At 61.0% G+C, this 24,628-nt stretch carries 25 protein-coding genes; 3 read left to right on the top strand and 22 right to left on the bottom strand.

Annotation, left to right across the window (positions count from 1 at the left end; translation table 11 throughout):
- Window positions 1-33: 33 nt before the first annotated feature.
- From JUB11_RS23940 to mobI, 16 genes are all read right to left on the bottom strand, one after another.
- Window positions 34-681, bottom strand: a complete 648-nt coding sequence (locus tag JUB11_RS23940) for a hypothetical protein (protein ID WP_207461303.1) — start codon at window positions 679-681, stop codon at window positions 34-36.
- A gap of 118 nt (window positions 682-799) precedes the next feature.
- Window positions 800-1,231, bottom strand: coding sequence for a hypothetical protein (locus JUB11_RS23935; RefSeq protein WP_207461302.1), 432 nt, complete (start codon window positions 1,229-1,231; stop codon window positions 800-802).
- 143 nt (window positions 1,232-1,374) lie between these two features.
- Complete coding sequence (locus JUB11_RS23930; protein WP_207461301.1) at window positions 1,375-1,722, bottom strand: hypothetical protein; 348 nt, start codon at window positions 1,720-1,722, stop codon at window positions 1,375-1,377.
- 261 nt (window positions 1,723-1,983) lie between these two features.
- Window positions 1,984-2,334 carry a hypothetical protein gene (locus JUB11_RS23925; RefSeq protein ID WP_207461300.1) on the bottom strand — a complete coding sequence of 117 codons (351 nt, stop codon included), beginning with the start codon at window positions 2,332-2,334 and terminating at the stop codon, window positions 1,984-1,986.
- Between the two features lie 79 nt (window positions 2,335-2,413).
- Window positions 2,414-3,145 (bottom strand): HD domain-containing phosphohydrolase, encoded by a 732-nt coding sequence (locus tag JUB11_RS23920; protein ID WP_207461299.1) that lies wholly within the window; start codon window positions 3,143-3,145, stop codon window positions 2,414-2,416.
- Entirely contained in the window at window positions 3,142-3,447 is a 306-nt protein-coding gene (locus JUB11_RS23915) for a hypothetical protein (RefSeq protein WP_207461298.1), read from the bottom strand. Before JUB11_RS23915 ends, JUB11_RS23920 begins: the two co-directional genes overlap by 4 nt.
- Complete coding sequence (locus tag JUB11_RS23910; RefSeq protein ID WP_207461297.1) at window positions 3,444-4,118, bottom strand: hypothetical protein; 675 nt, start codon at window positions 4,116-4,118, stop codon at window positions 3,444-3,446. Before JUB11_RS23910 ends, JUB11_RS23915 begins: the two co-directional genes overlap by 4 nt.
- 121 nt (window positions 4,119-4,239) lie before the next feature.
- Window positions 4,240-4,608, bottom strand: coding sequence for a DUF4258 domain-containing protein (locus JUB11_RS23905; protein ID WP_207461296.1), 369 nt, complete (start codon window positions 4,606-4,608; stop codon window positions 4,240-4,242).
- Between the two features lie 7 nt (window positions 4,609-4,615).
- Complete coding sequence (locus JUB11_RS23900; RefSeq protein WP_207461295.1) at window positions 4,616-5,827, bottom strand: site-specific DNA-methyltransferase; 1,212 nt, start codon at window positions 5,825-5,827, stop codon at window positions 4,616-4,618.
- A gap of 8 nt (window positions 5,828-5,835) precedes the next feature.
- Window positions 5,836-6,342, bottom strand: coding sequence for a hypothetical protein (locus tag JUB11_RS23895; RefSeq protein WP_207461294.1), 507 nt, complete (start codon window positions 6,340-6,342; stop codon window positions 5,836-5,838).
- Window positions 6,343-6,350: 8 nt separating this feature from the next.
- On the bottom strand, window positions 6,351-7,847 hold the full coding sequence (locus tag JUB11_RS23890; protein WP_207461293.1) for a DNA cytosine methyltransferase: 1,497 nt from the start codon (window positions 7,845-7,847) through the stop codon (window positions 6,351-6,353).
- A 536-nt stretch (window positions 7,848-8,383) separates the two neighbouring features.
- Window positions 8,384-8,932 (bottom strand): hypothetical protein, encoded by a 549-nt coding sequence (locus JUB11_RS23885; protein ID WP_207461292.1) that lies wholly within the window; start codon window positions 8,930-8,932, stop codon window positions 8,384-8,386.
- 352 nt (window positions 8,933-9,284) lie between these two features.
- On the bottom strand, window positions 9,285-9,566 hold the full coding sequence (locus tag JUB11_RS23880) for a hypothetical protein (RefSeq protein ID WP_207461291.1): 282 nt from the start codon (window positions 9,564-9,566) through the stop codon (window positions 9,285-9,287).
- Window positions 9,567-9,653: 87 nt separating this feature from the next.
- Window positions 9,654-10,124, bottom strand: coding sequence for a PD-(D/E)XK nuclease family protein (locus tag JUB11_RS23875; RefSeq protein WP_207461290.1), 471 nt, complete (start codon window positions 10,122-10,124; stop codon window positions 9,654-9,656).
- A 14-nt stretch (window positions 10,125-10,138) separates the two neighbouring features.
- A complete protein-coding gene (locus JUB11_RS23870) occupies window positions 10,139-10,429 on the bottom strand; it encodes a hypothetical protein (protein WP_207461289.1) in 291 nt (96 codons plus the stop codon).
- Window positions 10,430-10,526: 97 nt separating this feature from the next.
- Window positions 10,527-10,997, bottom strand: coding sequence for a conjugative transfer protein MobI(A/C) (gene mobI, locus JUB11_RS23865; RefSeq protein ID WP_207461288.1), 471 nt, complete (start codon window positions 10,995-10,997; stop codon window positions 10,527-10,529).
- Between the two features lie 894 nt (window positions 10,998-11,891).
- Here mobI and JUB11_RS23860 point away from each other — a divergent pair.
- Window positions 11,892-12,887, top strand: a complete 996-nt coding sequence (locus tag JUB11_RS23860; protein ID WP_207461287.1) for a ParM/StbA family protein — start codon at window positions 11,892-11,894, stop codon at window positions 12,885-12,887.
- A gap of 535 nt (window positions 12,888-13,422) precedes the next feature.
- Complete coding sequence (locus JUB11_RS23855) at window positions 13,423-13,740, top strand: hypothetical protein (protein WP_207461286.1); 318 nt, start codon at window positions 13,423-13,425, stop codon at window positions 13,738-13,740.
- Between the two features lie 817 nt (window positions 13,741-14,557).
- Here JUB11_RS23855 and JUB11_RS23850 read toward each other — a convergent pair.
- The 3 genes from JUB11_RS23850 to JUB11_RS23840 all read right to left on the bottom strand — a co-directional run bounded on the left by JUB11_RS23850 (window position 14,558) and on the right by JUB11_RS23840 (window position 17,846).
- Window positions 14,558-15,322 carry an SDR family oxidoreductase gene (locus JUB11_RS23850; RefSeq protein WP_207461285.1) on the bottom strand — a complete coding sequence of 255 codons (765 nt, stop codon included), beginning with the start codon at window positions 15,320-15,322 and terminating at the stop codon, window positions 14,558-14,560.
- A gap of 323 nt (window positions 15,323-15,645) precedes the next feature.
- Window positions 15,646-17,109, bottom strand: a complete 1,464-nt coding sequence (locus tag JUB11_RS23845; RefSeq protein ID WP_207461284.1) for a FlhC family transcriptional regulator — start codon at window positions 17,107-17,109, stop codon at window positions 15,646-15,648.
- A 95-nt stretch (window positions 17,110-17,204) separates the two neighbouring features.
- On the bottom strand, window positions 17,205-17,846 hold the full coding sequence (locus JUB11_RS23840) for a transglycosylase SLT domain-containing protein (protein ID WP_207461283.1): 642 nt from the start codon (window positions 17,844-17,846) through the stop codon (window positions 17,205-17,207).
- Window positions 17,847-18,270: 424 nt separating this feature from the next.
- On the opposite strand from JUB11_RS23840, the gene JUB11_RS23835 reads away from it, so the two are divergent.
- Entirely contained in the window at window positions 18,271-19,233 is a 963-nt protein-coding gene (locus tag JUB11_RS23835) for a LysR family transcriptional regulator (RefSeq protein WP_207461282.1), read from the top strand.
- A 430-nt stretch (window positions 19,234-19,663) separates the two neighbouring features.
- Here JUB11_RS23835 and JUB11_RS23830 read toward each other — a convergent pair whose 3' ends face one another.
- The 3 genes from JUB11_RS23830 to JUB11_RS23820 all read right to left on the bottom strand — a co-directional run bounded on the left by JUB11_RS23830 (window position 19,664) and on the right by JUB11_RS23820 (window position 24,627).
- Window positions 19,664-19,942: a hypothetical protein gene (locus JUB11_RS23830; protein WP_207461281.1), complete on the bottom strand. Its 279-nt coding sequence runs from the start codon at window positions 19,940-19,942 to the stop codon at window positions 19,664-19,666.
- Window positions 19,943-20,180: 238 nt separating this feature from the next.
- Window positions 20,181-23,198, bottom strand: coding sequence for a conjugal transfer protein TraG N-terminal domain-containing protein (locus JUB11_RS23825; RefSeq protein ID WP_207461280.1), 3,018 nt, complete (start codon window positions 23,196-23,198; stop codon window positions 20,181-20,183).
- Window positions 23,199-23,202: 4 nt separating this feature from the next.
- Window positions 23,203-24,627: a conjugal transfer protein TraH gene (locus JUB11_RS23820; protein WP_207461279.1), complete on the bottom strand. Its 1,425-nt coding sequence runs from the start codon at window positions 24,625-24,627 to the stop codon at window positions 23,203-23,205.
- Between the last annotated feature and the right edge of the window lies 1 nt (window position 24,628).

The following is a 24,628-nucleotide window of genomic DNA, read 5'->3' as shown; positions in this document are numbered from 1 at the left end:
CTGGTGGATCTGGCGTCGGCAGGATCGCCGGCGTCAGTTCAGGAAACCACGACGTGTCATCTCGGCTTGGTAGGCATCCAGCAGTTCGGATGCCCGGTGGGCTTTGCGCTCGTAGTAGTCTTTGCCAGGATCGTCCGGCCCGGTGTAGTCCGGGTGCCAATCCCATTCGGACCAGGCGGTCCAGGCACGATCGGCGCCCTCATCGGCCGCCGCATAGCCCTCCCGCAGGTCGGTGTCGGACAAGGACGGGATCGCGGCAATCCTTGCGGCCCGCTCCGCCTTGTCCATCGCCTCGTAATCCACGTCAGGCAGGAGATCCTCGTCCAGGTCATGGTCGAGTTCCTCCTGCAGCCGGTGGATTTGCATCGAGGTTTTCAGGTCCTGCAGCTCGACCCAGAACTCCTCCAAGGTTCCGCCCAGCGTCTTGCGGCGCGTGACGGAGTCCACCGAGAAGAGGGCGGCCTGCATGGACACCACCCAGTCGCCGCTCTCGGCATCGAAAGCGATCTTCCAGGCGATGGTGTCGCCATACTCGGTCTGGACGGTGCCAGAGGCCGAGATGTCGGTGCCAAACACGACAGAGCGTGTGGCTTTGCGTCCCAGCAGCTGTTCCACGCCGTCGAGCTGGCGATGGAGCACCTTGCGGTAAAGCTTAAGCTGGTTGGTGCTGAGGCTGAGCATCGTCGCTCTCCTGTGTCTGTAATGGACAGGGGAAAGCGAGGAGGCAGATTCCAAGCCCCGCTGGGGGAGGACTGCCTCCCCGCCGGGGTTGGTTGAGGTGCGCCGACCTACTGTGAGGTCAGACGAACTTTTCGATGAAGTAGAGGATGCCGATCATGGCCCCGGTGACGCCGAGCGTCTTCCAGATCTGATCGGTCATCATCTTCGTCATTTGCAGGCCCATGCTCTGGATCTCCCCTTTGATGGAGGCTTCCAGAACTTCGAGCTGCTTGCCGACCTGCATTTCGACCATGTCGATGCGGTGGCTCAGCGAGGCCTCGACCTTGTCGATTTTCCGGTCCAGCGCATCGACCCTCCGATCCAGCGCATCGACCTTGCGATCGAGTGCATCGAACCGGTCGTTCAGGTGACTGATCTCGGTCTGCATAGCGGCCTTCTGTTCAGTCTGTGCGTCCAGTGCTATCCGCAACGCCTTGGTGAACACCTCGGCATTGGGAGCACCGCCCTGACGCAGCGTTTCCTCGTACTCGAACAGTCTATCAGCAGACATGGTAACGCAACTCCTCTGGAAAAGGAGGGTTATCCGCCCGAAGGGCAGAACCCTCCGGGTGTTCGAGGAGACACACCAATCCCCTGGACGGGGTGGCATGGCCTCCCCGTGGGGTGGTTCAGCCTGACGGCTTGTCCGTCAGCTTAGGCAGCCATCGGCGGCATGGAAGCCTCAGACAGACGGCGCACAAGGCGCCGTTGCTGCTCTTCCAGCTCCGCAACGATGACCATCTGGTCGACCAAACGTCCGGCGGCGCTAGCCTCCGGAATTCTGGCTTTCGCTTCCGCCAGCTGCTGCCCGAGTTCCAGATACTCCGGAGTGGGGAGCCAGGGGGCGGCACGAGGACCGGCAGTTGCCTCGCTGTGCGGCAGCTGGGCCTGCGGGCGGGCTTTTGTGTAAAGCCAGCGCGCCATAGCCAGGAGCCAGAAAGCAACCGCTTCGAACGCGCGCTCAACCAGTTTCGTGATACCCGAAAACAGGAGCGTTTCCATGCATATCTCCATGCAGGCAAACGGGCGCGAGTTTCCCAATGGGGAGCCTCGGCACCCCGTGGGTTTGGGAATGGTCACCGGTACAGGGGCAGTGCCGCCTGACGGTGTTTGGGTGCTGCCGCGCAATGGCGACTAGCTTTCACGCTGTTTTTAGACCCCAGCTAGGCCGTACCCTCGCTCAAGCAGAGGGGCTTCCGAACCGAAGTTCGTGGAAACGCCCAATGTCTAGCATGGACGGGGATTCCTGTCCAGGGATAGCCCTTAACCGGAGAAGAAGAAGCCGCGGTTCGCGCCGCTGGTGAAGCAGGTGGTTCCCTGGCCAGCGTCGATGTTGAAGGGCTCGGGCGAACCGTAGGGAGAGCGGCTCCACAGGCCGCTGTAGCGGCGGCCGTCCGGCATGCGCTCAACCCGCAAGTCTGACACGGACGGGAGGCTGACGATCACCTGTCCGTTCTGGAAACACAGCAGCTCCTGGGAGCCTGACTGGCTCGCTGCAGGGCGCAGAGGGGTCGAGTAGCGCTCCGACGGACCGTGCGCGGCCGCCGGTGCTGACACCGCCACCAGCGCCCCGATGGCAACGACCCAAGACCAACCAGGTGCAGCCGACCGCATGATCCCCTCCCCTGCTCCGATGCGTTCAATGCACAACGGGAAGAGCGGCTCCCAGGTCCATTACGGACTTGGGGCCGGATTAGGCCTGTTCGGGGCGGTCTGAGCGCCCTACACGCAGATCCGAAGGGACCTGAGCGGCGCCACGGTGATCGTCGACGGCTCGCAGTGAAGGCGCAGAGAGCCCAGTTGGGGAAGCTGTGCTGTCCGTGCCCTCGTACTCCACCTCGAAGCTCCTGTGATGGCGGGCAAACAGCGCGAGCAGGTCCGGATCGAACATCTGCGGCTTGAGGCGGCTGTCCCCTTCGAGGAGAAGGTTCACCGCCTTGCCATGGAGGAAGGCTTGCTTATAGGGCCGGGCGGAGCGCAGGGCGTCATAGACGTCGCAAAGGCGCAGGATGCGAGCGCTTAGCGGGATAGCATCGCCGCGCAGCCCGTACGGATAGCCGGACCCGTCGAGGTTCTCGTGGTGCTTCAGGGCCATGTCTGCAGCCAGCGGCCAGAAGGGCACGAGCAGCCGGTATCCGACGACGGTGTGGCGCTGCATGATGAGCCGCTCGCCGTCGGAGAGATTGCCCACCTTCAGCAGGATGTTCGGAGGGATCGCCAGCTTGCCGATGTCATGCAGCACCGCGGCGGCGCCCCAGTCGGCGGCGGTTGCCTCGTCCAGTCCGGACAGACGACACAAGGTCTGAACCAGTCGCCCCACCGCTGGAGTGTAAGCTCCGACGTTGCGGGCATCGGGGCCGAACCTGGAGATCGCCTCGTCCAGCGAAAGCGGCCGCGACGGCGATCCAGCTTTAACGGCTCTCATGCGCCCTCCCTCCCCTGTTCTCCCGCTTGCGTTCGTTGGGGCTGTGCCTCCGGATAAGCGGTCCTGGCAAAGACTTGGAACAGGACGCGGAACAGGCGATCCGCCCAGGTCAGGCGCCCTTCTGGCTCCCAACGGGCGGCAACCCGCCAGGTTCCGCCCTCCCGGTGCCATGTGCCGGTGTAAGCCGTGTACCCATAATCCTGCAGGTCCTGGACAAAGGCCATCTCGGACATGGCCACGTTTTCGGCTGCTTCGCGTTCATCCCGTCCGTCCGGATCGGACCCGGCAGTAATCGCGCTCATGACACCGCACTCGGACGGTCCAGCTTGGCCAGCCTGATGCGATGCTGGCTGTCCCGGGCCTCCATATGCGGGAACAGCCGGCGCAGTTGCGGACGGCCAACGCGTGGCATGGGCGCCGGCGGAATGTCACCCTCCTCCGGCTCGATTAGCCCAAAGTCCAGGTGTGTTTCTTCCGCAAGGGTGACCGGAGCCGGCAGCTTTACCGCTGCCAAGAACAGCAGGTGCTCCTGGGCGAACCCGAGGATGCCGTCCAGGTGCCGCCGACCGCCGGTGTTGGCCTGATAATGCGACAGGATAGCAGGAACCAGCAGGCGGCCTTTGAGCGAACGGATCTTGACCGTGTCCGCGCTCTGCCATTCGACGAGGTGCTTGGTGGTCGGAATGGCGCTGTACGGTTGAAATATCGGTGGAGCAGCCCGATAGAAGGCGTGCCCCTCACACGACTTCTCCGCCCCGCACTCGATGTGCTTCACCGTGCCGCCGTAGCTCGACTGGTAACGTTTCCGGATCTCGGCGGTGACCACTCGCGACATCTTCTCCTCGCCAGACCAGAGGGTTCGGGCATGGTCGGTGGCGATCGCATTCACCGCGCGGATCATGTCGCGGATCTCCTGTTCCTGACCAGGGGTGGGCAGGAGGCGAGCGACGATCATCGAATTGGGGGTCTTCAAGGCCAAGTTCCTCAGGGTAACGAACTGCCCTACCTTTTACGGGACAAACCCGTGTCACCGCGCCGAAGAGAGATGACGGGAAAACTGACTTTTCGCCGGGTTTTGCGCTCGTGACTGGATTTCAGCTATCGAGCCACATAACCGTGAGGATCTTGGCTGGCCTGCCGCCCGGTCGGACACTGACGGCGACCGCGGCGTCACGGCCCCGAAGACGCCGACGAAAGTTCACTTTCCACTCCTCCGGATAGAAACCCGGCTCCGCCTTGTAGACCGAACCGTGGCGAATGATGTCGATCGCCTCCTCCTCGCCGATCCCGCGCAGTGGGATGCGTTCGTCGGACGCGTGGGCGGAGAAGAAGATCCGGTCCTGATCGGCCAGCCGGATGGCTACGCGGGCGAGGTCCTCAATGCGGGGGTTGTCCCAGTCCACGGGGCGATGGCTGGGAGTGTTCCGTCGTGGGGAGGCGTGCTGCGTTGTCGTGTGGTGCATCGCATCCTCACGCCACGTTGGCCAAGGCGTCAGGCGAGAACCGTCCGACGGCGCCGGCGAGGTAGGTTAGGCTCTGGTCTATGCCGATCCAGCGGCGGCCCAGACGTTCCGCAACAGACGGAACCGTGCCGCTGCCGCTGAAGGGATCGCACACGACGTCGCCCGGGTCCGTGGTCAGTTGGACGAAAGGTTCGACGACACCCACGGGAAATCTTGCGGGATGGATCGGCAGCCCACGGTCCCGGCAATGCCGGTGGTACGCCGTGTTCGAGGCGGTGTTGGGCACGGTGAGCAGGTTGCCCCGAATGCTCCCGCCATTGTCGGCCGAGAATGCACCCTCTGTCAGGACGTGACCAGAGGGACGGACGGCTCCCCGCTCGCCACCCTGCGCCAGTCGCGCCAGCATGGCGTCGCTGTACGGAACAAGGCAGTTGGCGTTGTTCGCTTTGGGGTTTGCCGACGGCGAGAGCCACCACAGCGTCTCGACCTTCTGCGCCAGCCGGACCCGCTTGACGGTCACCCACTGGGCCGGTGACGGCAAAGCGGCCGGGTTGTGCCAATGGCAGCGCTGGGCGAGGTGGTAGCCGAGATCGTCTACCAGCTTCAGCAGCAGGCGCTCTTGGTACAGGTTCAGCGTCGGCGAACCAGATTGCCACGCGTCGCCGAGGTTCAGGATCAGACTGCCATCCGGCGTGAGCGAGCGCTTGAACTCCCGCGAGAGCCCGACCAACCAGTCGATGTAGTCTCCCGCGTCTATACTGGACTGGTAGTCCTTGGTGCGCAGGATCGGATAGGGCGGGCTGGTAACGATCAGGTTCAGGCTGCGATCTTCGATGTGGCCGAAGGCGGACTCCGCCGTCGACCAGAGCATCGCGCCATTGGCCGTCTCAAAGACCGTCACCACGATGCCCGGCATAGCAAAGCGCAGGTCCCGCTTGCCCTTGGCCGTCAGCGTCCAGAGGTTCCGAACGGACGGGTCTACCAGTCCGGCGAGCTTGGCCTTTTGCCGGGTCCATCGCACATCCCGGTCCAAGGCGCGGTAGGTGCCGCTGGGTAGCTCCACGACCTCCTGGCGCTGCTCCGGCGATAGCTGGAGCCGCTCGGCGACGGCCGCCGTCGCCTCAGCCGCGGAAAGGCCCTTGGGCGCGTCCTCGAGCACCTGCAGGAGCGGGAGGAAAAGCTCGCTCTGGCGAGTACGGGTTTTGGGGTTGCTGACCATGGGGGACCTCAGAAGCCGAGAGAGAACTGCTGGGAGCGGGAAGAGGCAGGCGAAGCATGAGCCTTCGGTGCCTCCCTGCTGGCGGGATTGGGTGCTGCGGCCCGCTGGGAAGGCCGTGGATGCGGTCTGGCCGGTTCGGGCACCTCCGCCACAGACACACGTTCCTGAAGCGCTTCCTGCGCCTCCACAGCGGCCTTCGCCTGCTCGGCGATCCGGTCCGCAAGCCCGGAGGAGGCTTCCAGCAACTCCTCCAGCGTCACTGGGACAATCAGGCTGTCCTGAGGACCGGTATCGGAGATCCCGGCAACGATGTACCAGCGTCCAAGCTTCTCTCCCGGCCAAGGGAGCGTGAGGCGGATACGCCGGAAGCGAAGATCGAGCGCCCTCTCTAGCTGGGAGACCGAGGCTTCCAGCCTCTGGTACAGGGCGCCCGCATCGGCAAGGCCCAGCTTTGCGCGCGCAGCCTCGACGTTCTTCCATGCGGCGTCAGACACGGACTGCTGAGTGATGGTCATCACGCACCTCACCACGCGAAGGCAAGCTGGCCCAGACCGACGGGCTGCTTCTTGGTCAGGAATGGACGGGCGGATTGGGCATGAAGCTCAACTGGCCGAACCAGTGGCCTCGCCATACGGGAGGGTGCTGCATCGTGGGAGATCGTCAGGGGGGCGAGAACCTTGCCCAACGCCTTGCCCAGAGCCTTGAAGCACGACCACACAGCGCTCTGGCCCAGAAGCTCGTGGGCGGACGTGGCAGAGCGCCCGTGCAGGATGGCGTCAGCCAGTTCCCGGGGCAGCGACTTGACCTCGGCATGCTCTGCCGGTGTCAGGAGGCGGGAGAGAGCCGGGTCGTACGGCGACTGGATTGCTGGCTCCGATGTGCGGTGCTTCCAGTACCCCTTCCCGATCGTGCCAACCTGCTGGGCGTCGGCGGTTACGAGGTTGCGCTTGAAGTTGTTGCCCTTGGCCGCCTGCTGTTCGGCATGCCGATCCAGATAAGCGTGGTCCTGCCAGCGCGGGTCGCCGGCGGGCACATCCTCCAGAACCTCACCAAGGCGCCGCACGGGGCCGGGCTCAGCCGGAACCTCCAAGGTTTCCGGCGCGATCCCCTCGCTGATGCCGATGAGCGTCCAGCGGTGCCGGGCTTCCAAAGCTCCAAAGTCTGGCCCGAATAGCGGGATCTCGAACACCCGGTACCGCATGGCGCGGAGTTGCCGCCGGATGATCGCCGCTGAAGCGGTGCTGGCGTACTGCGGGACGTTCTCGATCACGGTAACCGGTGCCTGGGACGCCCGCAGAAGCTGGAGGTAGGCATGGCAGAGATGGCCCGCCTGTTCGTCGTCCTCCGGCATGGCCAGCCGCTTGCGCGCCCTCCCCGCGACACTCGCCGCCGTGCAGGGCAGCCCAGCCAGCAGAATGGACAGCCTCGGCATGATCTCGGGCTCGATCTCATCGATGCTGGCCTCGATCGTCATCCGGCAGCCCTTGGTCGCCGGGTTGGCGGTCAGCGCCACCTCAAGACTCTCCGGGTCGATGTCGACCGCCAGCGCCGCTTCGGTCTGGATGCCGGCCTCGCCCAGTCCAGAATGCACGGCGTGGTCGATGACACCGGCGCCGATGCAAAGGGTGCCCACTGACAAGGGCTTCCCTTCCCTCAGGCGCTCTCGGACCTCCTCCTCCCGCTTGGCTTGAGCCACTGCGATGGGCGGAAGGACCACCTCGATCTCAGCATCCCGGTAGATTACCCGGACCTGCTCCGCGCTCGATGGGAAGATCCTTTCCAGAAGGGAGCCGGTGATGTCGATGATTGGGCGCATAATCCCGCCCGCCTTGCGAACACGACCACTCACGGCGCGCTCACCATTGGCGTCCAGCTTCAGGACCAGCTTGTGGTTGGCTGGGTCCGAGTGGAGCTTGAAGCGGGTTCCGGGAGCAAAGGACACCAGCGAAAGGCGCGGACCTTCAAGCCATAGGCGCAGGCGGCCGCGAACAGACCCAATACGGGTGTGAGCGATGTGCATCGGGAAGTTTCCGGGGTGGTGGGGATACCCAGAAGCTTACCGCTGCGTACATATGAGCACAACAGAATAATGGAGGCTGAGCAAAAATAATCAGAGTTACTAAAGCCATGGGCCTGTGTCCATTATAGACACGGCAATTCATCAGTGGGCCCTCTTGTCAGTAATAGACGCCGGGTACTTTCGTCTGTCCGTGACCTCTAAGCTGCTCAGGTCGGGGTTGGACGCAGAAGGCGGTGACAATCCTCGTGGCGATACTTGGCCCCGCGCACATTAGTCCGCAACCCGGGTTTTATACCTCGCTCAAGAGCGCCCTCCGAGCCGCGCACGATCCGAACGGCATGCCAGTGGAAACAGCAGCCAGCCCCCTGCTTAGGACCGGCCGCTTTTGCGTGCGTCGATGTCGGAAATCAGTTCAGGGAAGGGAGACGGTTTGCGAGACCGAGGTGGTCCTGCAAGGAATCAGAAGGCCTGCGAAAACGGAAGCGGCCAGAACCCGTCTGGGCTCTGGCCGCTTCGTGATGTCGGTCATGGACCTATCAGTTCACGTTGCGTAAGGGAGGCGGCTTACGAGCCTTGCCCAAAATCCTGCGAGTGCGCTCGTCCATCATCATCGCTTCAAGCTGGGTCTTCAATTCCGTCGCGGACCCCGGAACTTCCTTGGGACGAACCTCGACAGTCGACCCGTTGGCGCGAGCCCATTCGGGAATGTTGTCGCCAGCCTGTGGTGTCCAGACCTGACCCAGCTCGGTAACGACCTCAACGGAGGCCAGGTGTCCGGCAACCTCGTCCAGCACGCCGTTGACCAGAGCAGCCAGTCGCACCGGGCAAATCTCGTGGGTAACCTGCTGGTACGCTTCCAGCCCCTTCTCGTAGGCGGAGAACGCCAACGGCTTGTCGCTCTGACTGTCGGCTTTGACCGTGTCGCCCAACAGGTCGCCAACACGCTCCATGAGCCTCAGGGCCTGAGGCCAATCGAAACCCACCACCTCAAGAAGATCGGCCATTTCCTCGACGTCGTTACTCGCCGCTTGGAAACGGTCAACCATACCGGGCTGCTTCTTTGGCTTCTTCGGCTTCTTTGCCATGGCTGCTCCGGCCACAAGGCCGCCCCTCGTTGAGAGTTCAACCGTCGGAACTGGGACGTGTGTGCCCAACTGCTGTGCACTTAGGAGGTATGTGTAACGCAGATCCGATGTGCCGCCAATAACAGGATTCCTGCGGTGTGGTGGGAAGCACATGCATTCGCATGCAGACGATCGCGGGTGGCTGAGCCTGTCCAGGGGGTCCTAACCAGGGGGCGATGCTCGCCGATACGAAGGCTGAGAGGCGGTCCGGCGGTAGCTGGATCTTACAGGACCGCCTGTCCGTGTCTGACGGGGTTGCACGCAACGGCAAGCACGAAGCTACCGGTCCGTTCTGGACCCGGCGCATGGGTTGTCAGTTCTGGACCTGCACCCGCTGCACCAGGACCTCACGAACACGAACCGACGGGCACCCGGCCGTCACGAAGTCAATGGGTGCCAGGCGCTCGGCTACAAGGGCCTTCTCCAGGATGGCGCATTCCTGAACCTTGCGGTCCGGATCGAGGTTCACGGAAACCACCCCCGCCTGTTGCGCCACCCGGAAGCCAAACCCAGCGATGCCAAGGACGAAGAAACCGATGCCGATGGTCCGGCTGAGGCGACGCAGGCGCGGATAGTTGTCCAACAGGCCCAGCACGGAACTCTCCTTGCGATCGGTGATGTAGGATAGTCACTGCCCCACCATCTTCCGCAAGGGGTTACGAACCCGTGAAGCTTGATGGGGTTAGGCGGCTTTCTCCGAAGCTCGGGATCGCAGCTCCTGGCGCCGCCAGTAGTCGCACCAAATCCCGACCACCTCGGCCGCCGGCAGCAACGCCACGCGCTCGTACCGCACGTCCACTCCTGACACGAGGCGAACGTAGCCATGGGCGGCCACACGGCGATGAGCAAGCCGCGGATCGGTAGTGGACGCCAGGATGAGGGCATAGGTGGACAGTTGGACGACATCCGAGAACCGGACCCTAGCCAGGGGGCGCGTCTTCGTGTCGACCACGACCATCAGCCCCTCTGCCGTTAGGAACACCTGATCCGGTATCCCGTGCAGCGGGACCGGCAGGTGCGTGCGGATCTCCTGCTCGGACAGCAGCAGACTGGCCGTGCGCAGCTCCTGAGGCAGGCCTTCCAGGTACAGCCACGCACGGTGAGCCAGCTGCCCACGTATTGCCTGCCAGCGCTCTTTCCATCCCACACGCATCGGTGCGCCCTCCCTCAGACCCGCATAAAGCGCCGCACGAGCACGTCATGGCGTGCATGCTCCTCGATACCCGCCTGACGCCGTGCCTCGTCGGAAGGACCCGTGTGCGGCCCGGAGACCATCTGCGCCAGTTTAGTGGCCGAGACCGAGCGGGAACGAGCCCAGCGCCGAACCGCAGGCCCGTCCTCCAACTCGGCGATCGCTCGCAGCGGGTTCTGCAGGAAGGTCTCAAAGGTCACGCCGGTCACGTGCAGACGGGTGCCGACAAACAGGTCGCCCCAGAACTCAAGCTGCTCGTCCCACATCGCTGACCTCCTCGCCCGGCTCGGGCTCCCTGTCCAGGGGGGGCGGACCTGCCCCTTCCCGTCAGCTTACGGATTTCGTCAGAAACGCAAGCCCTCTTCAGGCGCCTGCCTCTTCCAAGGCTATTTGGGGGTCTGCGCGGGTGATCTGCGGGGCACCAGCACCAGTGTTGAGACTGGGCGCCATTTGCGAGATGCGGACTAGCTTGTTCGACCAGATGCGGAGCGGTTCGGCTTTCTCCTCGATCTCCCGGATCAAGGTCTTCTCCCAAGGCTGGGCCGTAGGAAACGCGGACATCGGATAGGCCGTTTCGTCGCCTCGGTTCACCGCGCGATCCATTCGACGACGTTTTCCCTTTGGACCGAAAAACTCGAAGCGGACCCACTTCAAGGTCACACCAACCCGCCGCTTCTCGATCTTGAACCCGTATCGACCACGCTGCGACAGCGGCAGGTTTGCCTTGGAGTATTCGTATTCGGCCATGAACTCAGCATGGACAGCGATGGATGCTTCCCAGAGGCGGTCTTGTTCCAGCTCAAGCACCGCTCGGATCATCTCCTCGGACGTCATGCCGCTAGCCGAAGCCTGTTTAAGCATCGATTTTAGATCCACCGAATAACCCCCCCTCTGTGTCAATATCTACCTGATGACACACACCCTCCTCCTGTGTGTCAATACGGGATTTCAAGGTGCTAAACGCAAAAACATATTCCCTCTGTGTCAAACAACTGTTTGGCACAGAGGGGGGTGCCATGGGTCAACACTGCGAGTGACCCTGACCGCGAATGCCTAACCATCAAGATAAACGCCCTCTGTGTCAAACAACTGTTTGACACAGAGGGGGGTGCCATGGGTCAACAGCAGGTATCCGGGTCTGGCTCATTTGAATGATAGAAACAGGGAGCCCTCTGTGTCAAACAGTTGTTTGACACAGAGGGGGGCGCTCTGTGACAAATGGAACGGCTGTGCCCAGCGCCGTACCACGGTACCGACGTAAGGCTATAAAAACTCCCGAGCCAGGCTCCAGACGATTGAAATCAGTATTCTGTTCCCCCTCTGTGACAAACAGTTGTTTGACACAGAGGGGGGTGCCATGGGTCAACAGCACGGCAGTGAGACTTCCCAAGATCCGCCTTCCTTCAGCTATGGAGGGAGGGAGGGTCAGTCACAGCGGATTGCGGCCACGATTACCGCGGGCCACGCTCCGGATTTGCGTCGTTTCGCCGCTTGTATACCGCCAGTGTGCGCCCAGTGTACGTCCAGTCGACTTTGTATGGATTTCCTCAAGAATTGCGCCCTAATCGACCGCGCTTGTGTACGCCCAGTGTTCGTCCAGTGGCATTCCTGCAGAATGATGCGGGTGGAGTGAACTTATCTCCGGCGCGGTGACCGGGCTGATCCGCCTAGGCTTGCGCATCAGGTCCAGCTTGAACCACGGACCGCAGCAAGAGGATTGGCCCTGCCATGTTCGTCATCGGCCTGGATATCGGATACAGCAACCTGAAGCTCGCCTTTGGTGACGTAGACGAGGGCGGCACCGCGCGCCCGACCGTCACCCGTGTCCTGCCAGGCGGTGCCGGCCGCCTCTCGGACCTTCCCATCCGCCTCGGCAAGGGTGAAGGCGATGCGGATGCCATTGTCGTGAACGTGAATGGGGAGAAGTGGGTGGCCGGTGTCGATCAGGCCCGGCTGGAGACCTCCATGCGCGAGCTGCACGCCGACTATCCCGCCTCCGACGCCTACCGGGCTCTGTTCCATGCGGCCCTGTTGCTGGGCGGCAAGGATAAGGTCGATCACCTCATCACCGGCCTGCCGGTCAGCCAGTTCCTCGACCAGCCCTTCCGCGAGAGCCTGAAGACGCGGCTCACGGGCGAGCACCAGGTCACGGCAGGCCGGAGCATCACGGTGGAGAACGTGCTGGTGGTTCCCCAGCCCTTCGGCGCGTATCTGGATTTGGTGAACAGCTACGAGGATGCCGAGGCGCTCATGGAGTCCCGGATCATGGTCATCGATCCCGGCTTCTTCTCGGTGGACTGGATCGCCATCGAGGAGGGTGAGATCCGCAAGGCCAGCTCCGGCACCTCCAAGCGCGCCATGTCAGTTCTGATCGAGACCATGAACGGACTCATCCAAGAGGAGCATGGCGGCAGCGCCGGCGTGGATCGCCTCGAGCAAGCGGTCCGGCAAGGCAAGACCTCGGTTCCGGTGTTCGGGCAGTCGGTCGAGCTGACGGGCTACATGGAGAAAGCCAGCCAGCGGGTCGCGGTCGAGGCCTTGAAGGAGATGAAGCAGCAGCTCCGGTCCAACGATCGCGCCGTGGACATCGTGCTGATCGTTGGCGGTGGCGCCAAGGCTTACGAAACAGCGTCCCGAGAGGTGTTCCCCAAGAGCAAAATCGTGCTGCCCGACACACCCGTACTAGCGAATGCCCGCGGCTTCTGGAGCGCGGTCGCGGCATGAAGGTTTTGACCTTTGTAACTGCCGCCTATCCAACCCTGCTCGCAGAGTTGGACCGGACACCTACACGGGATCGAGCGGAACGGATACGCGTGCTGGCCCAGCTCGGTCTGGCCTATGAACGCCAGGTGCAATCAGGCGCCTTCCTTGGTGCACAGGCGGGCGCGGTCCCTGCCATGGCGTTGACTCCGCCCCCGCCTCCACCTCCGTCGGCCGAGGAGAAACGGAAGAAGCTCCGGTCCAAGGGGCTGGCCAGCCTCATGGGAACGGAGTGATCGTTGGTCTGTGTCTGACGAGGCTCCTGCCGCTGCGGCGTCTTTCCACCTCTCTGGTTAGGAAACGCTGCGGCAGGAGCCACTAGGCGGACGGAGAGAACCGCTGAATGCCCTGAAAGGCTCCCGGATGACCCTGGCATCCGGCGGATCTAGCTCTGGTCCATACGGCTTTAAGCCTGCGAGTTCAGAAAACCGGTACGCCCGCTGTCCAGAATGGACAGACGCTTGGACGGTCGCCGCTGCCCAGCACATGGAGACAGAGCATGAGAGAACCTGCTACGCCGCAACATAGGATCAGCATCACAGGGCTCGTACTGAGCGGCGTTTACGTCGCCGCGTCATTGGCCTGCATCGCCCTCGGGCTGTCGGCGGGAGATCCGAAGGCCACCTTCGTCATGCTCCAGCTCCCAATCGCCCTGCAGATGAGCGCGATGCACGATCTCGGTATGACGAGGGCGCTGGAGACCCTCGACTGGTTCACCGCCTATGCGATGATCGGTGGAGGCACCGTAGTGCTCCTGTACGGTGCGGGCGCGCTCACCGGCCAGACGGTCCGATACGTCCTGGGACGGGTCGATTGAGCCTGCCTGCAAGGTGAGCGGTGTCCCTGCAGTCCGCACCCCCTTCCCAGTGTCTGAACGTCCGCTCGCGCAGATGAGCGCCATTCTGGCGGCAAGATCGACCATCTCAATGTCCTCAGGTGCCAAGTGAGCAAGTGCCGATCCCGTGGAGTAGCGGTATTGCCCAATCCACCTTCTGTCGGCAGTGCGCCATGCAATGACCAGAGCCGGAACCTCGCCTCTGTTCCCGGTCACCTCGAAGCGAACAGGGCGGTCCTGGCCATCAAAGCCGATCTGGTACAGCCAGTGTGTGTTTGAGGCTCGACGGCCCCAGCTGAGAGTTCTGGTAACGGGCAAAGGCGTGTTGGCCGCTTCGAGAGATCCCGGCTCCATGATCGTCTCGCTCGTTTCGCCCGATCCGCTCGCGGCGTGGTCCCTACGTGGACATGGACCCTGCGTTGCCTGACGGAGGGCCAGAGGCGCCGGTTGCCGTCGACGTAAAGGGCGGCGGCTCGGGATCTCGCCTGGACGGGAAGTCCCGGTAGCGGCTGGAGGTACGAACGCTGTCCATTGTTCGGTCGCGGAACAGAACAGCGCCGACAGCCAGCAAACCCGCGCCGAGTGCCACTCCAACGCCGAGCCCGGCCAAGGTAGCCGTTGTGGCGATCGCGCCCGAGACGACGCCCAACGGGTTCATTGGGTTGGGTGGTAGGGGCAGCATGAGCATGGTTCCCTCCCGCAGTGTCTAACGCCTAACAGGACGAGGCTGGGGCGGCCCCATGAGCGCGAGCTCGCATCGACCCAACGGCACGCCCCAACCTAACTGCGCAGGCCTGGTTCAGGTACGGTTGATCGATACGCCGCCGTCGGCCAGGAGCGCAGCTCCGGTAGTGAAGCTAGATGCGCTGGATGCGAGGTAAAGGGCCGAGTGCGCAATCTCCTCCGGCACCGCCCGCCGCTTAAGCGCATGCAGGCCTTCGACAAAAGCGAGCGCTTCGGGTGTCTGAACCCAAGCCGCGGCCAAGGGAGTATCGGTCCCGCCCGGCAGGAGTGCGTTTACACGAATCCCTTTCGGCCCGAACTCAACAGCAAGCGCCTGGGTGAGCCCGATAAGCCCGGCTTTGCTCGCCGCATAGGCCGCCGCCCCGGGCATGCCGGCGGTGTAGCCGACGAAGGACGAGGTGAAGATCACAGAGCCACCGCCCCGCTCCGCCATGGCCGGCAACTGGTACTTCGCGCCCAGAAACGCAGCGGTGAGATTGGTTGCCAGTGTCTCCTCCCAGCCGGCAAGGGAGACGCCCGGTGTCGGTCCCATCTCCCCGTTGGTTCCGGCGTTGTTGAAGGCGATATCGAGGCCTCCGAAGCGATCCACCGCGGTCTCGACGAGGGCGCGTGCAAGGCTCTCCTCACGAATGTCCCCTACAACGGCGACGGCACGGCCGCCAGACTTCTCAATCTCGGAGACCAGGCTGTTCAGCGCCTCAGGACGACGAGCGGTGACAACAACGCTTGCTCCCTCTGTCGCAAACAGCCTTGCCGTGGCATAGCCGATCCCGGAACTGGCTCCCGTTATGATCGCTGTCTTGTTCTTCAGTGCGGACATGGCTGCGGTCCTCCGGACAGGTTTTTGTGTCCGGCATGGTTCCCCAAGCCGTGGCCGCTCTGCGACCCGGTTCTTGCTACCGTAGGATTGAGTTAACTGGTGTAAGCCAACACCACTCCCAGCGCCGCCCAGCGCTGATGAGACGTGCAAACGAGACGAGGTGTCGAACAGGCACGCAAACCGTCCCCGATTGCTTGCGCAAATCGCGGGTGTTGTAAGCTCAGATCATCAGAATAGATCGTTCGAGCCGACACACGACTGCGGCCGCTGAATAAGTGCGGTGTTGAGCGTACGGACGACAGGATTGGACCGGCCGAACCACGCTATCCAGTCAAACGGATAGACAAAGTGTCCAGCGGAAGTGCTCTTCGATCCATTCGGGACGGCGTGATCGGAAACGGTCGGGGCACAGCCCGCGCCGGGTACGTCACACATGCTTTGGACTGCCAGGGGTTGCCTCGGCCATCACCCCAGGAAGCAGTACCGTCCACAGCTCGCCAGTTCAGCGGCGCCACTAGGCTGGAACATCGCGAGGCAATCGGGACAGAGGTTGGATTATGGTCGGCTGCTGAGCAGCGTGTCACCGTGTTCCAGGACCCAGGATGTGCGTTGCCAAGCATCCGGTGACCAAATAGCGGCGACGACCGGGCGCTTGTAAGGTACCGTGTGGCCGCGGGTAGCTCCGGTGAGCGGGGTGTTGTAACGATGGGCTGATGCCCGACCTCAAAAGCACGCGCTGGGTTCCGGATCTGACGACGCTGAACACTGCATCGTGAGACAGCAAGCCGTGAAAAGCCGAACCGCTGGCGGCTAGGATGTCGTGTAGATCCGCCGGCAATCATTTGACGAGCAAAGTTGGATGCGCTTTTGGCAGCGACTATTGCCGGCGCGTCAACCGGTTCGATGCCAACTGCGGCATTGGCTGGGTTTAGCGCAGCCACCACGCGCTGCGTAAAGCTTTCGCCTTGAACGTTATCGTTGGCTGGGCGTGCGAACCCAACAGCTTGACTGACTTCGGAAGCCGTCGATGCCTCTGCCGCCGTCTCGGTGTTCAAATCCGCAGCCACGGTACCGACAGTGCCCGGTGTGAATTCGATGTTTGTTGAGATTACAGCGTCAACAGGCTCCGCTTCAGCAGTCGGATCTTCGACGGGTTCGGTCGAAGAGGTATCCAAATCAACAGATGCGCAACATCCAGCGACATTGTCCTCAGCGACCTGGTTCAAATCAGCGGTTTCTCGTTGCGTGAGAGCCTTGGTCCTGCGGTTCTTGGTCCCACCCTGACCAGTGCAGAACGGACAGAAGGGCTTCAGCAACTGGCCCTCAACAACAAGGAAATGCTGACCGCAACCGCACAAATGCATTTTTGCGGACTCCATGCGCATTTCACGGGCAAGGATCAACGCGTCATTGATATCGAGGCAGGTGTTCGGGGAAACATCATACTCGGTGCGAACAATGAGATAAGCATCGAAGGCCCTGATCAGCGCGGCGACATCATACGTGGTTTCGGTGTCCACTGCTGCTTCGTTACGGTACAGGCTCATAAGCAGCGATGCCTCACGAACATCTTTGCGAGTACGAACGATGCCGGTGGGTTCGGGAAGAAGACCAGACGGAGGAGAGCACCCGTCGTGGAGGTCTTTGTAAAGCTTCCTCACTGTTGCCTTCGAATATCCCGTGATGGAAGCGACAACCGTAGAACGACCGCGACGACGGATAAGGTTGACCATCAGTTCGAAGGTCTCGCATTCCTTCAACTTCTCACGGACAATCGCCTCAACCATGATCCACTCTCCCCTGACCATCGGCCCGGCCGATGCCAAATACTTGATGTTGGTGATGACGCTCTTTTCCGGAAGCGGGCGGTCCTATCCGGCCCTCAATTCCATAGAGAGGCGACGGATAGGCCGTCTCGCCCCGAGAGGCGTTTCAATTTCTGGTAAACTTTGAGGACCCGGCGTCCGTACTTTCGCGCGACGGGCTCGTTCTCGACCTGCCATGCGTTGTATCGACCGATACCCCACTCAAGATCGCCGGGTTTGGAGGCGATCCCTTCGCGAAGGATGCTCGCTCCCAGTCTCAGGTTCGTTGCAGGATCGAGCAGGTCGGAAAGATTGGTGACGCGGTGTGCGTGGGCAGACACATAGATCTGCATCATGCCGACCGCAGTACGCTTGCGCTCCGCGACAGGCAGCGAAGCCAAACGCTGCTCGGCCTCAGTACGGTTGCGCCCATAGAAATTGCCACTTGGCGAGTTCAATGCGAATGGCCACGGACGGGCATACCGTTGTTCGAATTTGCCGCTCTCGACCAGGGCGACGGAAAAGAGCAGATAAGGGTCGATCCCCTGCCCCACTGCCGCCGTCTCCCAGGCCGTCCCAGCAAGATCCAGGGACCAAGCCTCACCTGGTTGAAGCGAAGCTGCCGCTAAGCTGGTCGCCACCACAGCCTTCGCGAAGCAACGCTTGGCAACCGAGAAGGGGGAGCGGTCGCCCTGGTATAAAATCCGGAAGTGGGTCATGGCGGCCGCGCCTTGCTGTAGTGAACTTGTCTTGCGGATGGGTATACCCCTTAGGAAGCTAACCGATCAAGCATAAAAAACCAAAAGAGGTAGAAAAAAACCGGTCGCAAAGGCGATACGACAACAAAAAAGCCGCCCTGCATTGCAGAAGGGCAGCCTAAGCCTATAAAATCAGGGATCTTTCTCTGATGGATACTTTTGGACGACTTTCTAACTGGGTCGTTAAAACGCAGCCTGCGGATCACCTGAGCAAATAGCTCAAATTTGTCCTAGCCAAAAAATGCCACAATCCCCTCCTAAAATAAAGAACGTATTTCTGCATCAATAGGCCGCAAAACTGCATAAACTAAAATTTTATGGATAGGGATAAGAATTCGTTTGTGGCATCGTGGCGCTGCGGCTGAATGGGGGTTGGGGAGCCATCGTGAGCGACTTGGAATTCGATTGGAACGACCTCCGCTACCTGCTGGCGGTCATAAGAACCGGGAGCTTTCGGGGCGCCGGCGGGGTACTTGGAAAGGATCAGGCGACGGTAAGCCGTCGCATCGTTACGTTGGAAAAAGACCTGGGACGTCCATTGCTGGAGCGATCCAGCGGCCCGGGCGCGAACGTACGCATTCTGGATGAGGCCGCGGACCTCCTGGACATCCTCGTTCAGATCGAGACGCAAACCCAGAAGGTCCAAGCCTGGGCATCTGACGCTGACAACGCCAACCCAGTTCGCATCCGAGCAAACGACTTGCTCATCTCCACCCTCCTCACTCCAATTGTAAACTCGCACCGCATGGGGCCTTTCAAGCGGTCCATCGACCGTATCGCTAGGATTGACCTCAGTGATGTGGAACTGCTGTCTGAGGAGAGCGGGGAGAAGGACGATATTCTCCTCCAGCTCGTACCATCAGCAAGCGTTCCGAAGGGCGCTGATGAGCTGGTGAGAAAGCTGGCGAGTATCCGTTTCGTGCCGCTTATGACCGACCAGTACGCTGCTCGCCACGGTGAGCCACGCAAGTTCGAGGATCTTGCCGATTATCGTTTGGCCACGCTCACTATATATGAGCGTCTGGACCTACCCACCGCCATGGGACCATGGAACCAGCTGGCCAGGGTGAATAAGACGAAGCTGTTTCGCTCCCCGTCGGTGAGCTCGATCGAACGCGTGGTTGCGGCCGGCGAGGCTATTGCCTTGTTACCATCCTACATGCCGTCCTTCCTCGAAACGCTGCGACCCGTGAAATGCGCCAGCCCTGTAATGGCAGCAGACCTATGGGGTGTTTCGACGAAGGAGGCGCAGGCTCGATCGAAGGTTCGGGCTGTCTATGAAGCGATCTCCGACGCACTCCGGCTGGCAGACTGGGGCTCCAGTCCTACACCGACCAGCGGCCGGTGAACGATCTACTCGCTGGTCAGGAATGGACTTGGCTACGGTAAGTGCGACTGGACGTTCACTGGCCGTACACTGGCGGTACACAGGGCTCGGCTGCGGTATGAATCGACGGGGCAAGTGCGACTGGCCGTACACTGGCGGTACACAGCGGAGATTGGGCCTTGAAATGGCCGAAGCAGGACTCGTTCTCACATCCTCGCAACCTAGGATGACGTTCCTGCGCTGCTGATAAGCAGACCAGAGCGGCAGAGTGGCTTTGTTCAAGGAGGGCGGTGCTGCGAGGTGGTGCGCCGATGCAGACGCGCCAGCACAGTACCCGCCCGATCTGCAGGCAGCGTTTTGCAGAGAAAAAACGGGTGACGGGGAATGTGCTCGAAATGTCAATGCCGTCGGGCTCATCGAGCTTTGAGCCCGACGGCGTAAGCTAGGTAAATCAATCAGAAAATGTCGAGGTTCTGGCGCTGTTCACCGCTGAGTTTGGGTTCATCATCTGATACTCGGCGCTGCTCGGCTCGAAATGCATCTTATGCATCATGTCAAGAGGCACGAAGACATCGGTCGGATGTGCATCCACATACGTCCTTACTTCTTTGTTCAGTGCCCAGCTAATTGCCTCTTTCAAGAGACGAAAGCAGATCAGCAACGCTGCAACCATGCCTCCAGCCATGCCGAGGGCCCCGAGCAGCGCTACAAACATGAAGCCGATGTCCATAATAGAAATCTCGTTCAGCGGGCCTAACTTTCCGTCATGGTACGACACCTTTATCGGAATGCAACAGCTGGCAAGATCCGTATCTGACATAGCGTGGCGAAAAGCGTCAGATCACGACACGCGTGAGACCGTCCCTGGTCCGGATCTGACAAAGATATGACTGTCTTACCCCAACACCCGCATACGAAAGCGGCTCGGTCACGAACGTGACCGAGCCGTTGTTGATCGATATGGCCTATTAATTAGGAGCTGACCTTTGGCTTAAAGGGCCGGGATGACTGCCACTGGAACCTGCGGGCTCCTGGTCCGGTTGAGGATCTGTATCGGGTACGGTGCTCGTGCCTTGCGCCCTCATGGACGGCTTTGCTGTTGGAGCGTTTACTGGCGCGGAAAGATTCGGAGAGGTCGGTTGGAGTGCGGGGCTTGATGGCGTTCCGCCCCAAAGCGAGCTTGGCTCGACCGGCGTTACCTCATTTGTGACAGCGTCCCTATGTGCCTGCACGTGAGCAGCCAAAGGAGCTGCAAGCCGAGCGTGCTCCGCTTCATTCTCCAGCTTATAATTATCTGACCGTTCTTTTATCTCCTGATTGGATGGTTTTGAGGCCTGCGCGTTTGCTGCAAGCCCCTGTTCGACGTTGCTTTGGACCTGAGGAGCTGAAGGAACGCTTATATTTCCCGTCGAGTTAGTCACCCGGCTCTGAACGGCTCCCGTCGGCTCCAATTCGTTAGCAGTTCTCTCTTGAACTCCGCGGTTAGACGCAGACATACCTGCAACACTGCTGCCGTTCGGGGCGGATTGTTCCAGACCGCGTGCTTGGCTAAGTACTTTGTCTAAATCGTCGTGCCGTTCGGACCGCTCCTGCGAGTCTCGAGTGCTTGCATTCGGGTTCTGACCGTCCAGTGTAACAAGCGCGGCGTAGGCCCACGCCTTGTTCGTATCACCTCCAAACGCTTTAGCGATGTCGGGGCGTTGAACCATAAAGCTGTTGACCGCACCAAGCATCCCGGGACGGCGCTCGATTGCTGCGTACAACGTGGACATAGCGCCGGATTCAGCCACCCGTGTAGCGGCTTGGGCTCCATCCATGACCTGAGCGGTGCCGCTTCCCCGAGACAGAGATGACTGTTGAGCATACTTCTCCTGATAGGCTATTGCTTCGTCCGCTTGCTGATCCAGTTTGCTGCCGGTCTCAACACTCACACCCTTAGCAAAGCTAGTCTCATAGTTGTTGCTGATTTCCTTCATTGCAGAGGTTTTGAACGCGCTCTGGAAGGCTTGATCGGAGCCAATTGAGTTTCGAATGTCACTTTCGACGGCGGCAGCCGTGCTGTTGTTCCAGAGGCCTGTCAGGCTTCCGCTTCCCCCCAACTCGGCCTTGGCGCCAGTCCCGCCAACATCAGTCGGCGTGGCAGCGGGTCCCGATCCTTTCGGAGCCTTCCCAAACCGTTTCAGACTATAGTTCGCGCCAAGAGCGGCACTTGCGACGGCGTTTGCCATTAGCTGCAAGTCTTCTTTATCCGTAATGTTATGCTTCTCTGCCAAGCCTTGTACTCGCTGCATCACCATTTGGTGCACCTCAGACTGTTCGGCTCCGGTGCCCGCTTTGAACATGCTCATTTGCCCGCCGCGCTGACCCTGTGACAGGCTGTTTGTGACGGCTTGAGAGAGGGACTCTGAGAATCGCTTGGACGATGATTGCGAAGATTCCCAGGCGGAGGTTTCGGCATCGGATCTGCTGCTGTTGAATGAGAAACTCTGGAGCATACCAGCGGCGCCGGTCGCTCCAACGCCGCGGGTCGGATCGTGCGACAACTGGGCCGTTTTCATGATCATCGGAGATGCATTAACCCGGTCCGGCGCAATCCGCTTCTCGTCGACATGATCGCCACCCTGGAGACGACCAGCCAGATGAGTTGCCGTCACCGACGACCCGTAGATCAGCATAAGGGTCAGTGCCGGCGTGGAACTCGCCAACATCTGAGCCGTGGAGAGCCACCGCTGGATCTCGTTACCGGACTGGTACAGGCCTACGATCGACGTCAGGTCCATGCCCGTGGCGGACAGGGTGGCCAGCTTTCCAGCCAGGATGAAGTGAGCGTAGAAGTTGGTGATCGCCAGCACGGGCATCCAGAGCTGGATCCAGATCAGCATCAGGATGTACTTGCCTGCGACCGCCAGGCCCATCGGCCCGAGGACGATCAGGAACCCCATAAGTGGCGTCACGGCGTAGACGAAGCCTTCCAGAAAGGTCAGCATCGGGTGGACGATAGATTGGAAGAGCGAGGCTTCTGCCATCCACGACATCTCCCTCTGCTTCATTGCGTCCCGGATGGCGGAGGCATAATTGAAGTCCATGTCGTCTTCAGCGCGGAACGACATGCCTTCATTGAAAATGGGTTCAAGAACCGACGAGAGGATGAGATCGTTTTGGTCGATCGCCAGACCCAATCCGTCGAGCGCATCCTGGACCTTGATCGTGACGGCAGCCTCGTTGGCAGCGACGCCGAGCACGCGCGATAGGATGATGGTTTTGAAGGCGGGCAAGAATGTTGTGAGGGTATAGGTGTTCAGCTTGATATAAGCGCCGGCGCACGACAGCGTTTCAGGGGTCGGCGATACCTGAATCATCGTCGTGAAATTGACGTCTGAAAACTCTAGAGCCGCGAGAACGCTCGGGTTATTAACAATGCTGTTGAGAGTCTTTCCAGAAGCGTCCAGAGTTACTTTGGTGCTCGTGCATTCGCGGACATAGTTGGTCCAAGACTGCCAGAAGTTGCCTCCGCCAATGTTGTTGGCAGCCCCTAAGCTCGACATGTTCAGGGAATTGTAGCGGATAGCCTTTACCGTCTCCATCCCACTGCCAAAGCCCTGTGTCGTCATGGCGGGGCTAGAGAACCCGGTCTCAAAGGATGAGGTGATCTGGTAGCCGATCTCCGAGATCAGCGATCCGGAGGCCGCCACGCCGAGGGGTACGTTGTCGACGACATGCGTCTGTCCGGTATAGGCATCCTCAATGATGACCGTTTCTCCGGAGCCGAACACGACTTGGAAGACGATCCAAGCCGCCAATGCCTTCTGCCATTCGATCTTTTGTGCTCCTGCAAAGACCGATTGAATGAAGATATAAAGAACGCCCAGAAAGAGGCCAATCTGGGCAACGGCACCAAACTCGCCGGTTCCGACGATCATTGCGACGGCGTTCAGGATTTCCGCAAGAAACCCGGCGTCACCGATCGAGTGAATTGTCCAATCCATGATCTTAGTTCCGTGCAGAGCTGTTAACGATGGCCAGCCTGGCTTTGCGCGCCACGCTCATCAGGTTCGTGTAGTACTGTATGACTTCGGTTCGGCTGCCCATCTCGGTCCGGAAGCGGATCTTCTCGGCCTCAATCTGGCGCTTCGCTTCCGAAACCTTCGTTTGGACATCCTTGGCGTAGGTGTCGTCGCTGGTTCCGACAGTAGCGGCGACAGAGGTTGCCAGCCCGTCGATCACGACTTCTGCAAGCTCAAGAGCAAGGTGCGGGGCTGCAGCGCGGGCGAACTCCGTAGCGACCTCCTCGCCGTGCTTGGATAGCTGAATAACCATGGACGCCAAGCCGTCCTTACGGGGGCTGAGGAAGGCTGCGTCCGCGGCGGTCAGCGGGCCAGCCTGCCGCGCAAGCTTCTGAATGATCCCAACCTGCCCACTGTTCCCGATCAGGCGCTCAAGCACGAGATGCCGGAAGCCTTTCACATCGTTCAGGTTCTTCTCACCGAGTTTCTTACACTCGTCCTCATCGTATCCGTCCTGGCACCCCATGATAGTGATGTTGCCACCGTCCATTAGGTCGCGGATGGTAACGCGGTTTGTGTTGAGGGGGACGGCTTCGGGCGCCATTTCTGCAGCGTTGTCCTTCGTCGGCTTGTCCTCACCGACGATCACGGTGCCAGTGATGTTCATGGCGATTTCGAGCAGCTCGTTGTCGCCGTAGGCAAACCAGCCGCTCACCCCGTTCCGCTTCATTGCCCTCCACACGAGGTTGCCGCGGATCTTCTCATTGACCTTGCCAGGCGCCACTTCGGTCGCATTGGTGTTCGGGGTCTTACCGTTCGAGCTGGTCCAGCTGGTGAAGATATCGCCCACACCCTCCATAGAGCCAATCACGCTCGCCTTGGACTTTCCCTTCAGATCAAACGAGCTGGTCACATCGTTGACCAAGCCCTGGGCGAGCTGGCAGGAGTTGCCGAAATACTGGTTCAGCTCCTGAACCTTCTTCTGCATCATTTCGATGGTCTGGGCCACGTCCGGCGCCATCGTGCTGAGCGCCAGGTGGAAGGCATAGCCTGCAGCGTTCGCCGCCACCCCGCGCATAAGCTGCACGAACTGGTCGGCGTTGATGAAGCTGAAGGACCCGCCGAACAGGTCGATGCCACCGCACCCGGCCTCGAAGGACGGAGGCACGACTGAGATCAGGTTCTCATTGATGATGCGGTTGCGGGCTGAGACGGAGCCGCCGGAGAACACACCGCGCCTCTGGGTTTCCCATACCCCGGGTGCCGTGACGTTGCTCATGGAGTTGAACAGGCTGTCCATCTCGTTTTTGAGGCCACCGGCGTGCGACGGCTGGGCCATGCCGACCACCAGTCCCAAAGCGCAGGATCCGGCGAGGAGGCTGGACCGAAGAAAGCGATGCAGTGATGTCACG

The organism is Azospirillum sp. SYSU D00513, from assembly GCF_017356015.1.
Taxonomy (GTDB): Bacteria; Pseudomonadota; Alphaproteobacteria; order Azospirillales; family Azospirillaceae; genus Azospirillum.
The sequence above is the reverse complement of the archived record's forward strand: the minus strand, read 5'-3'. Positions and strand labels throughout refer to the sequence as shown.

What these genes read in the sequence shown, in the direction of transcription:
- JUB11_RS23940 (WP_207461303.1), bottom strand. Translation starts at nt 681, where the DNA reads ATGCTCAGCCTCAGCACCAACCAGCTTAAGCTTTACCGCAAGGTGCTC.
- JUB11_RS23935 (WP_207461302.1), bottom strand. Translation starts at nt 1,231, where the DNA reads ATGTCTGCTGATAGACTGTTCGAGTACGAGGAAACGCTGCGTCAGGGC.
- JUB11_RS23930 (WP_207461301.1), bottom strand. Translation starts at nt 1,722, where the DNA reads ATGGAAACGCTCCTGTTTTCGGGTATCACGAAACTGGTTGAGCGCGCG.
- JUB11_RS23925 (WP_207461300.1), bottom strand. Translation starts at nt 2,334, where the DNA reads ATGCGGTCGGCTGCACCTGGTTGGTCTTGGGTCGTTGCCATCGGGGCG.
- JUB11_RS23920 (WP_207461299.1), bottom strand. Translation starts at nt 3,145, where the DNA reads ATGAGAGCCGTTAAAGCTGGATCGCCGTCGCGGCCGCTTTCGCTGGAC.
- JUB11_RS23915 (WP_207461298.1), bottom strand. Translation starts at nt 3,447, where the DNA reads ATGAGCGCGATTACTGCCGGGTCCGATCCGGACGGACGGGATGAACGC.
- JUB11_RS23905 (WP_207461296.1), bottom strand. Translation starts at nt 4,608, where the DNA reads ATGCACCACACGACAACGCAGCACGCCTCCCCACGACGGAACACTCCC.
- JUB11_RS23900 (WP_207461295.1), bottom strand. Translation starts at nt 5,827, where the DNA reads ATGGTCAGCAACCCCAAAACCCGTACTCGCCAGAGCGAGCTTTTCCTC.
- JUB11_RS23895 (WP_207461294.1), bottom strand. Translation starts at nt 6,342, where the DNA reads ATGACCATCACTCAGCAGTCCGTGTCTGACGCCGCATGGAAGAACGTC.
- JUB11_RS23890 (WP_207461293.1), bottom strand. Translation starts at nt 7,847, where the DNA reads ATGCACATCGCTCACACCCGTATTGGGTCTGTTCGCGGCCGCCTGCGC.
- JUB11_RS23885 (WP_207461292.1), bottom strand. Translation starts at nt 8,932, where the DNA reads ATGGCAAAGAAGCCGAAGAAGCCAAAGAAGCAGCCCGGTATGGTTGAC.
- JUB11_RS23875 (WP_207461290.1), bottom strand. Translation starts at nt 10,124, where the DNA reads ATGCGTGTGGGATGGAAAGAGCGCTGGCAGGCAATACGTGGGCAGCTG.
- JUB11_RS23870 (WP_207461289.1), bottom strand. Translation starts at nt 10,429, where the DNA reads ATGTGGGACGAGCAGCTTGAGTTCTGGGGCGACCTGTTTGTCGGCACC.
- mobI (WP_207461288.1), bottom strand. Translation starts at nt 10,997, where the DNA reads ATGACGTCCGAGGAGATGATCCGAGCGGTGCTTGAGCTGGAACAAGAC.
- JUB11_RS23860 (WP_207461287.1), top strand. Translation starts at nt 11,892, where the DNA reads ATGTTCGTCATCGGCCTGGATATCGGATACAGCAACCTGAAGCTCGCC.
- JUB11_RS23855 (WP_207461286.1), top strand. Translation starts at nt 13,423, where the DNA reads ATGAGAGAACCTGCTACGCCGCAACATAGGATCAGCATCACAGGGCTC.
- JUB11_RS23850 (WP_207461285.1), bottom strand. Translation starts at nt 15,322, where the DNA reads ATGTCCGCACTGAAGAACAAGACAGCGATCATAACGGGAGCCAGTTCC.
- JUB11_RS23845 (WP_207461284.1), bottom strand. Translation starts at nt 17,109, where the DNA reads ATGGTTGAGGCGATTGTCCGTGAGAAGTTGAAGGAATGCGAGACCTTC.
- JUB11_RS23840 (WP_207461283.1), bottom strand. Translation starts at nt 17,846, where the DNA reads ATGACCCACTTCCGGATTTTATACCAGGGCGACCGCTCCCCCTTCTCG.
- JUB11_RS23830 (WP_207461281.1), bottom strand. Translation starts at nt 19,942, where the DNA reads ATGGACATCGGCTTCATGTTTGTAGCGCTGCTCGGGGCCCTCGGCATG.
- JUB11_RS23825 (WP_207461280.1), bottom strand. Translation starts at nt 23,198, where the DNA reads ATGGATTGGACAATTCACTCGATCGGTGACGCCGGGTTTCTTGCGGAA.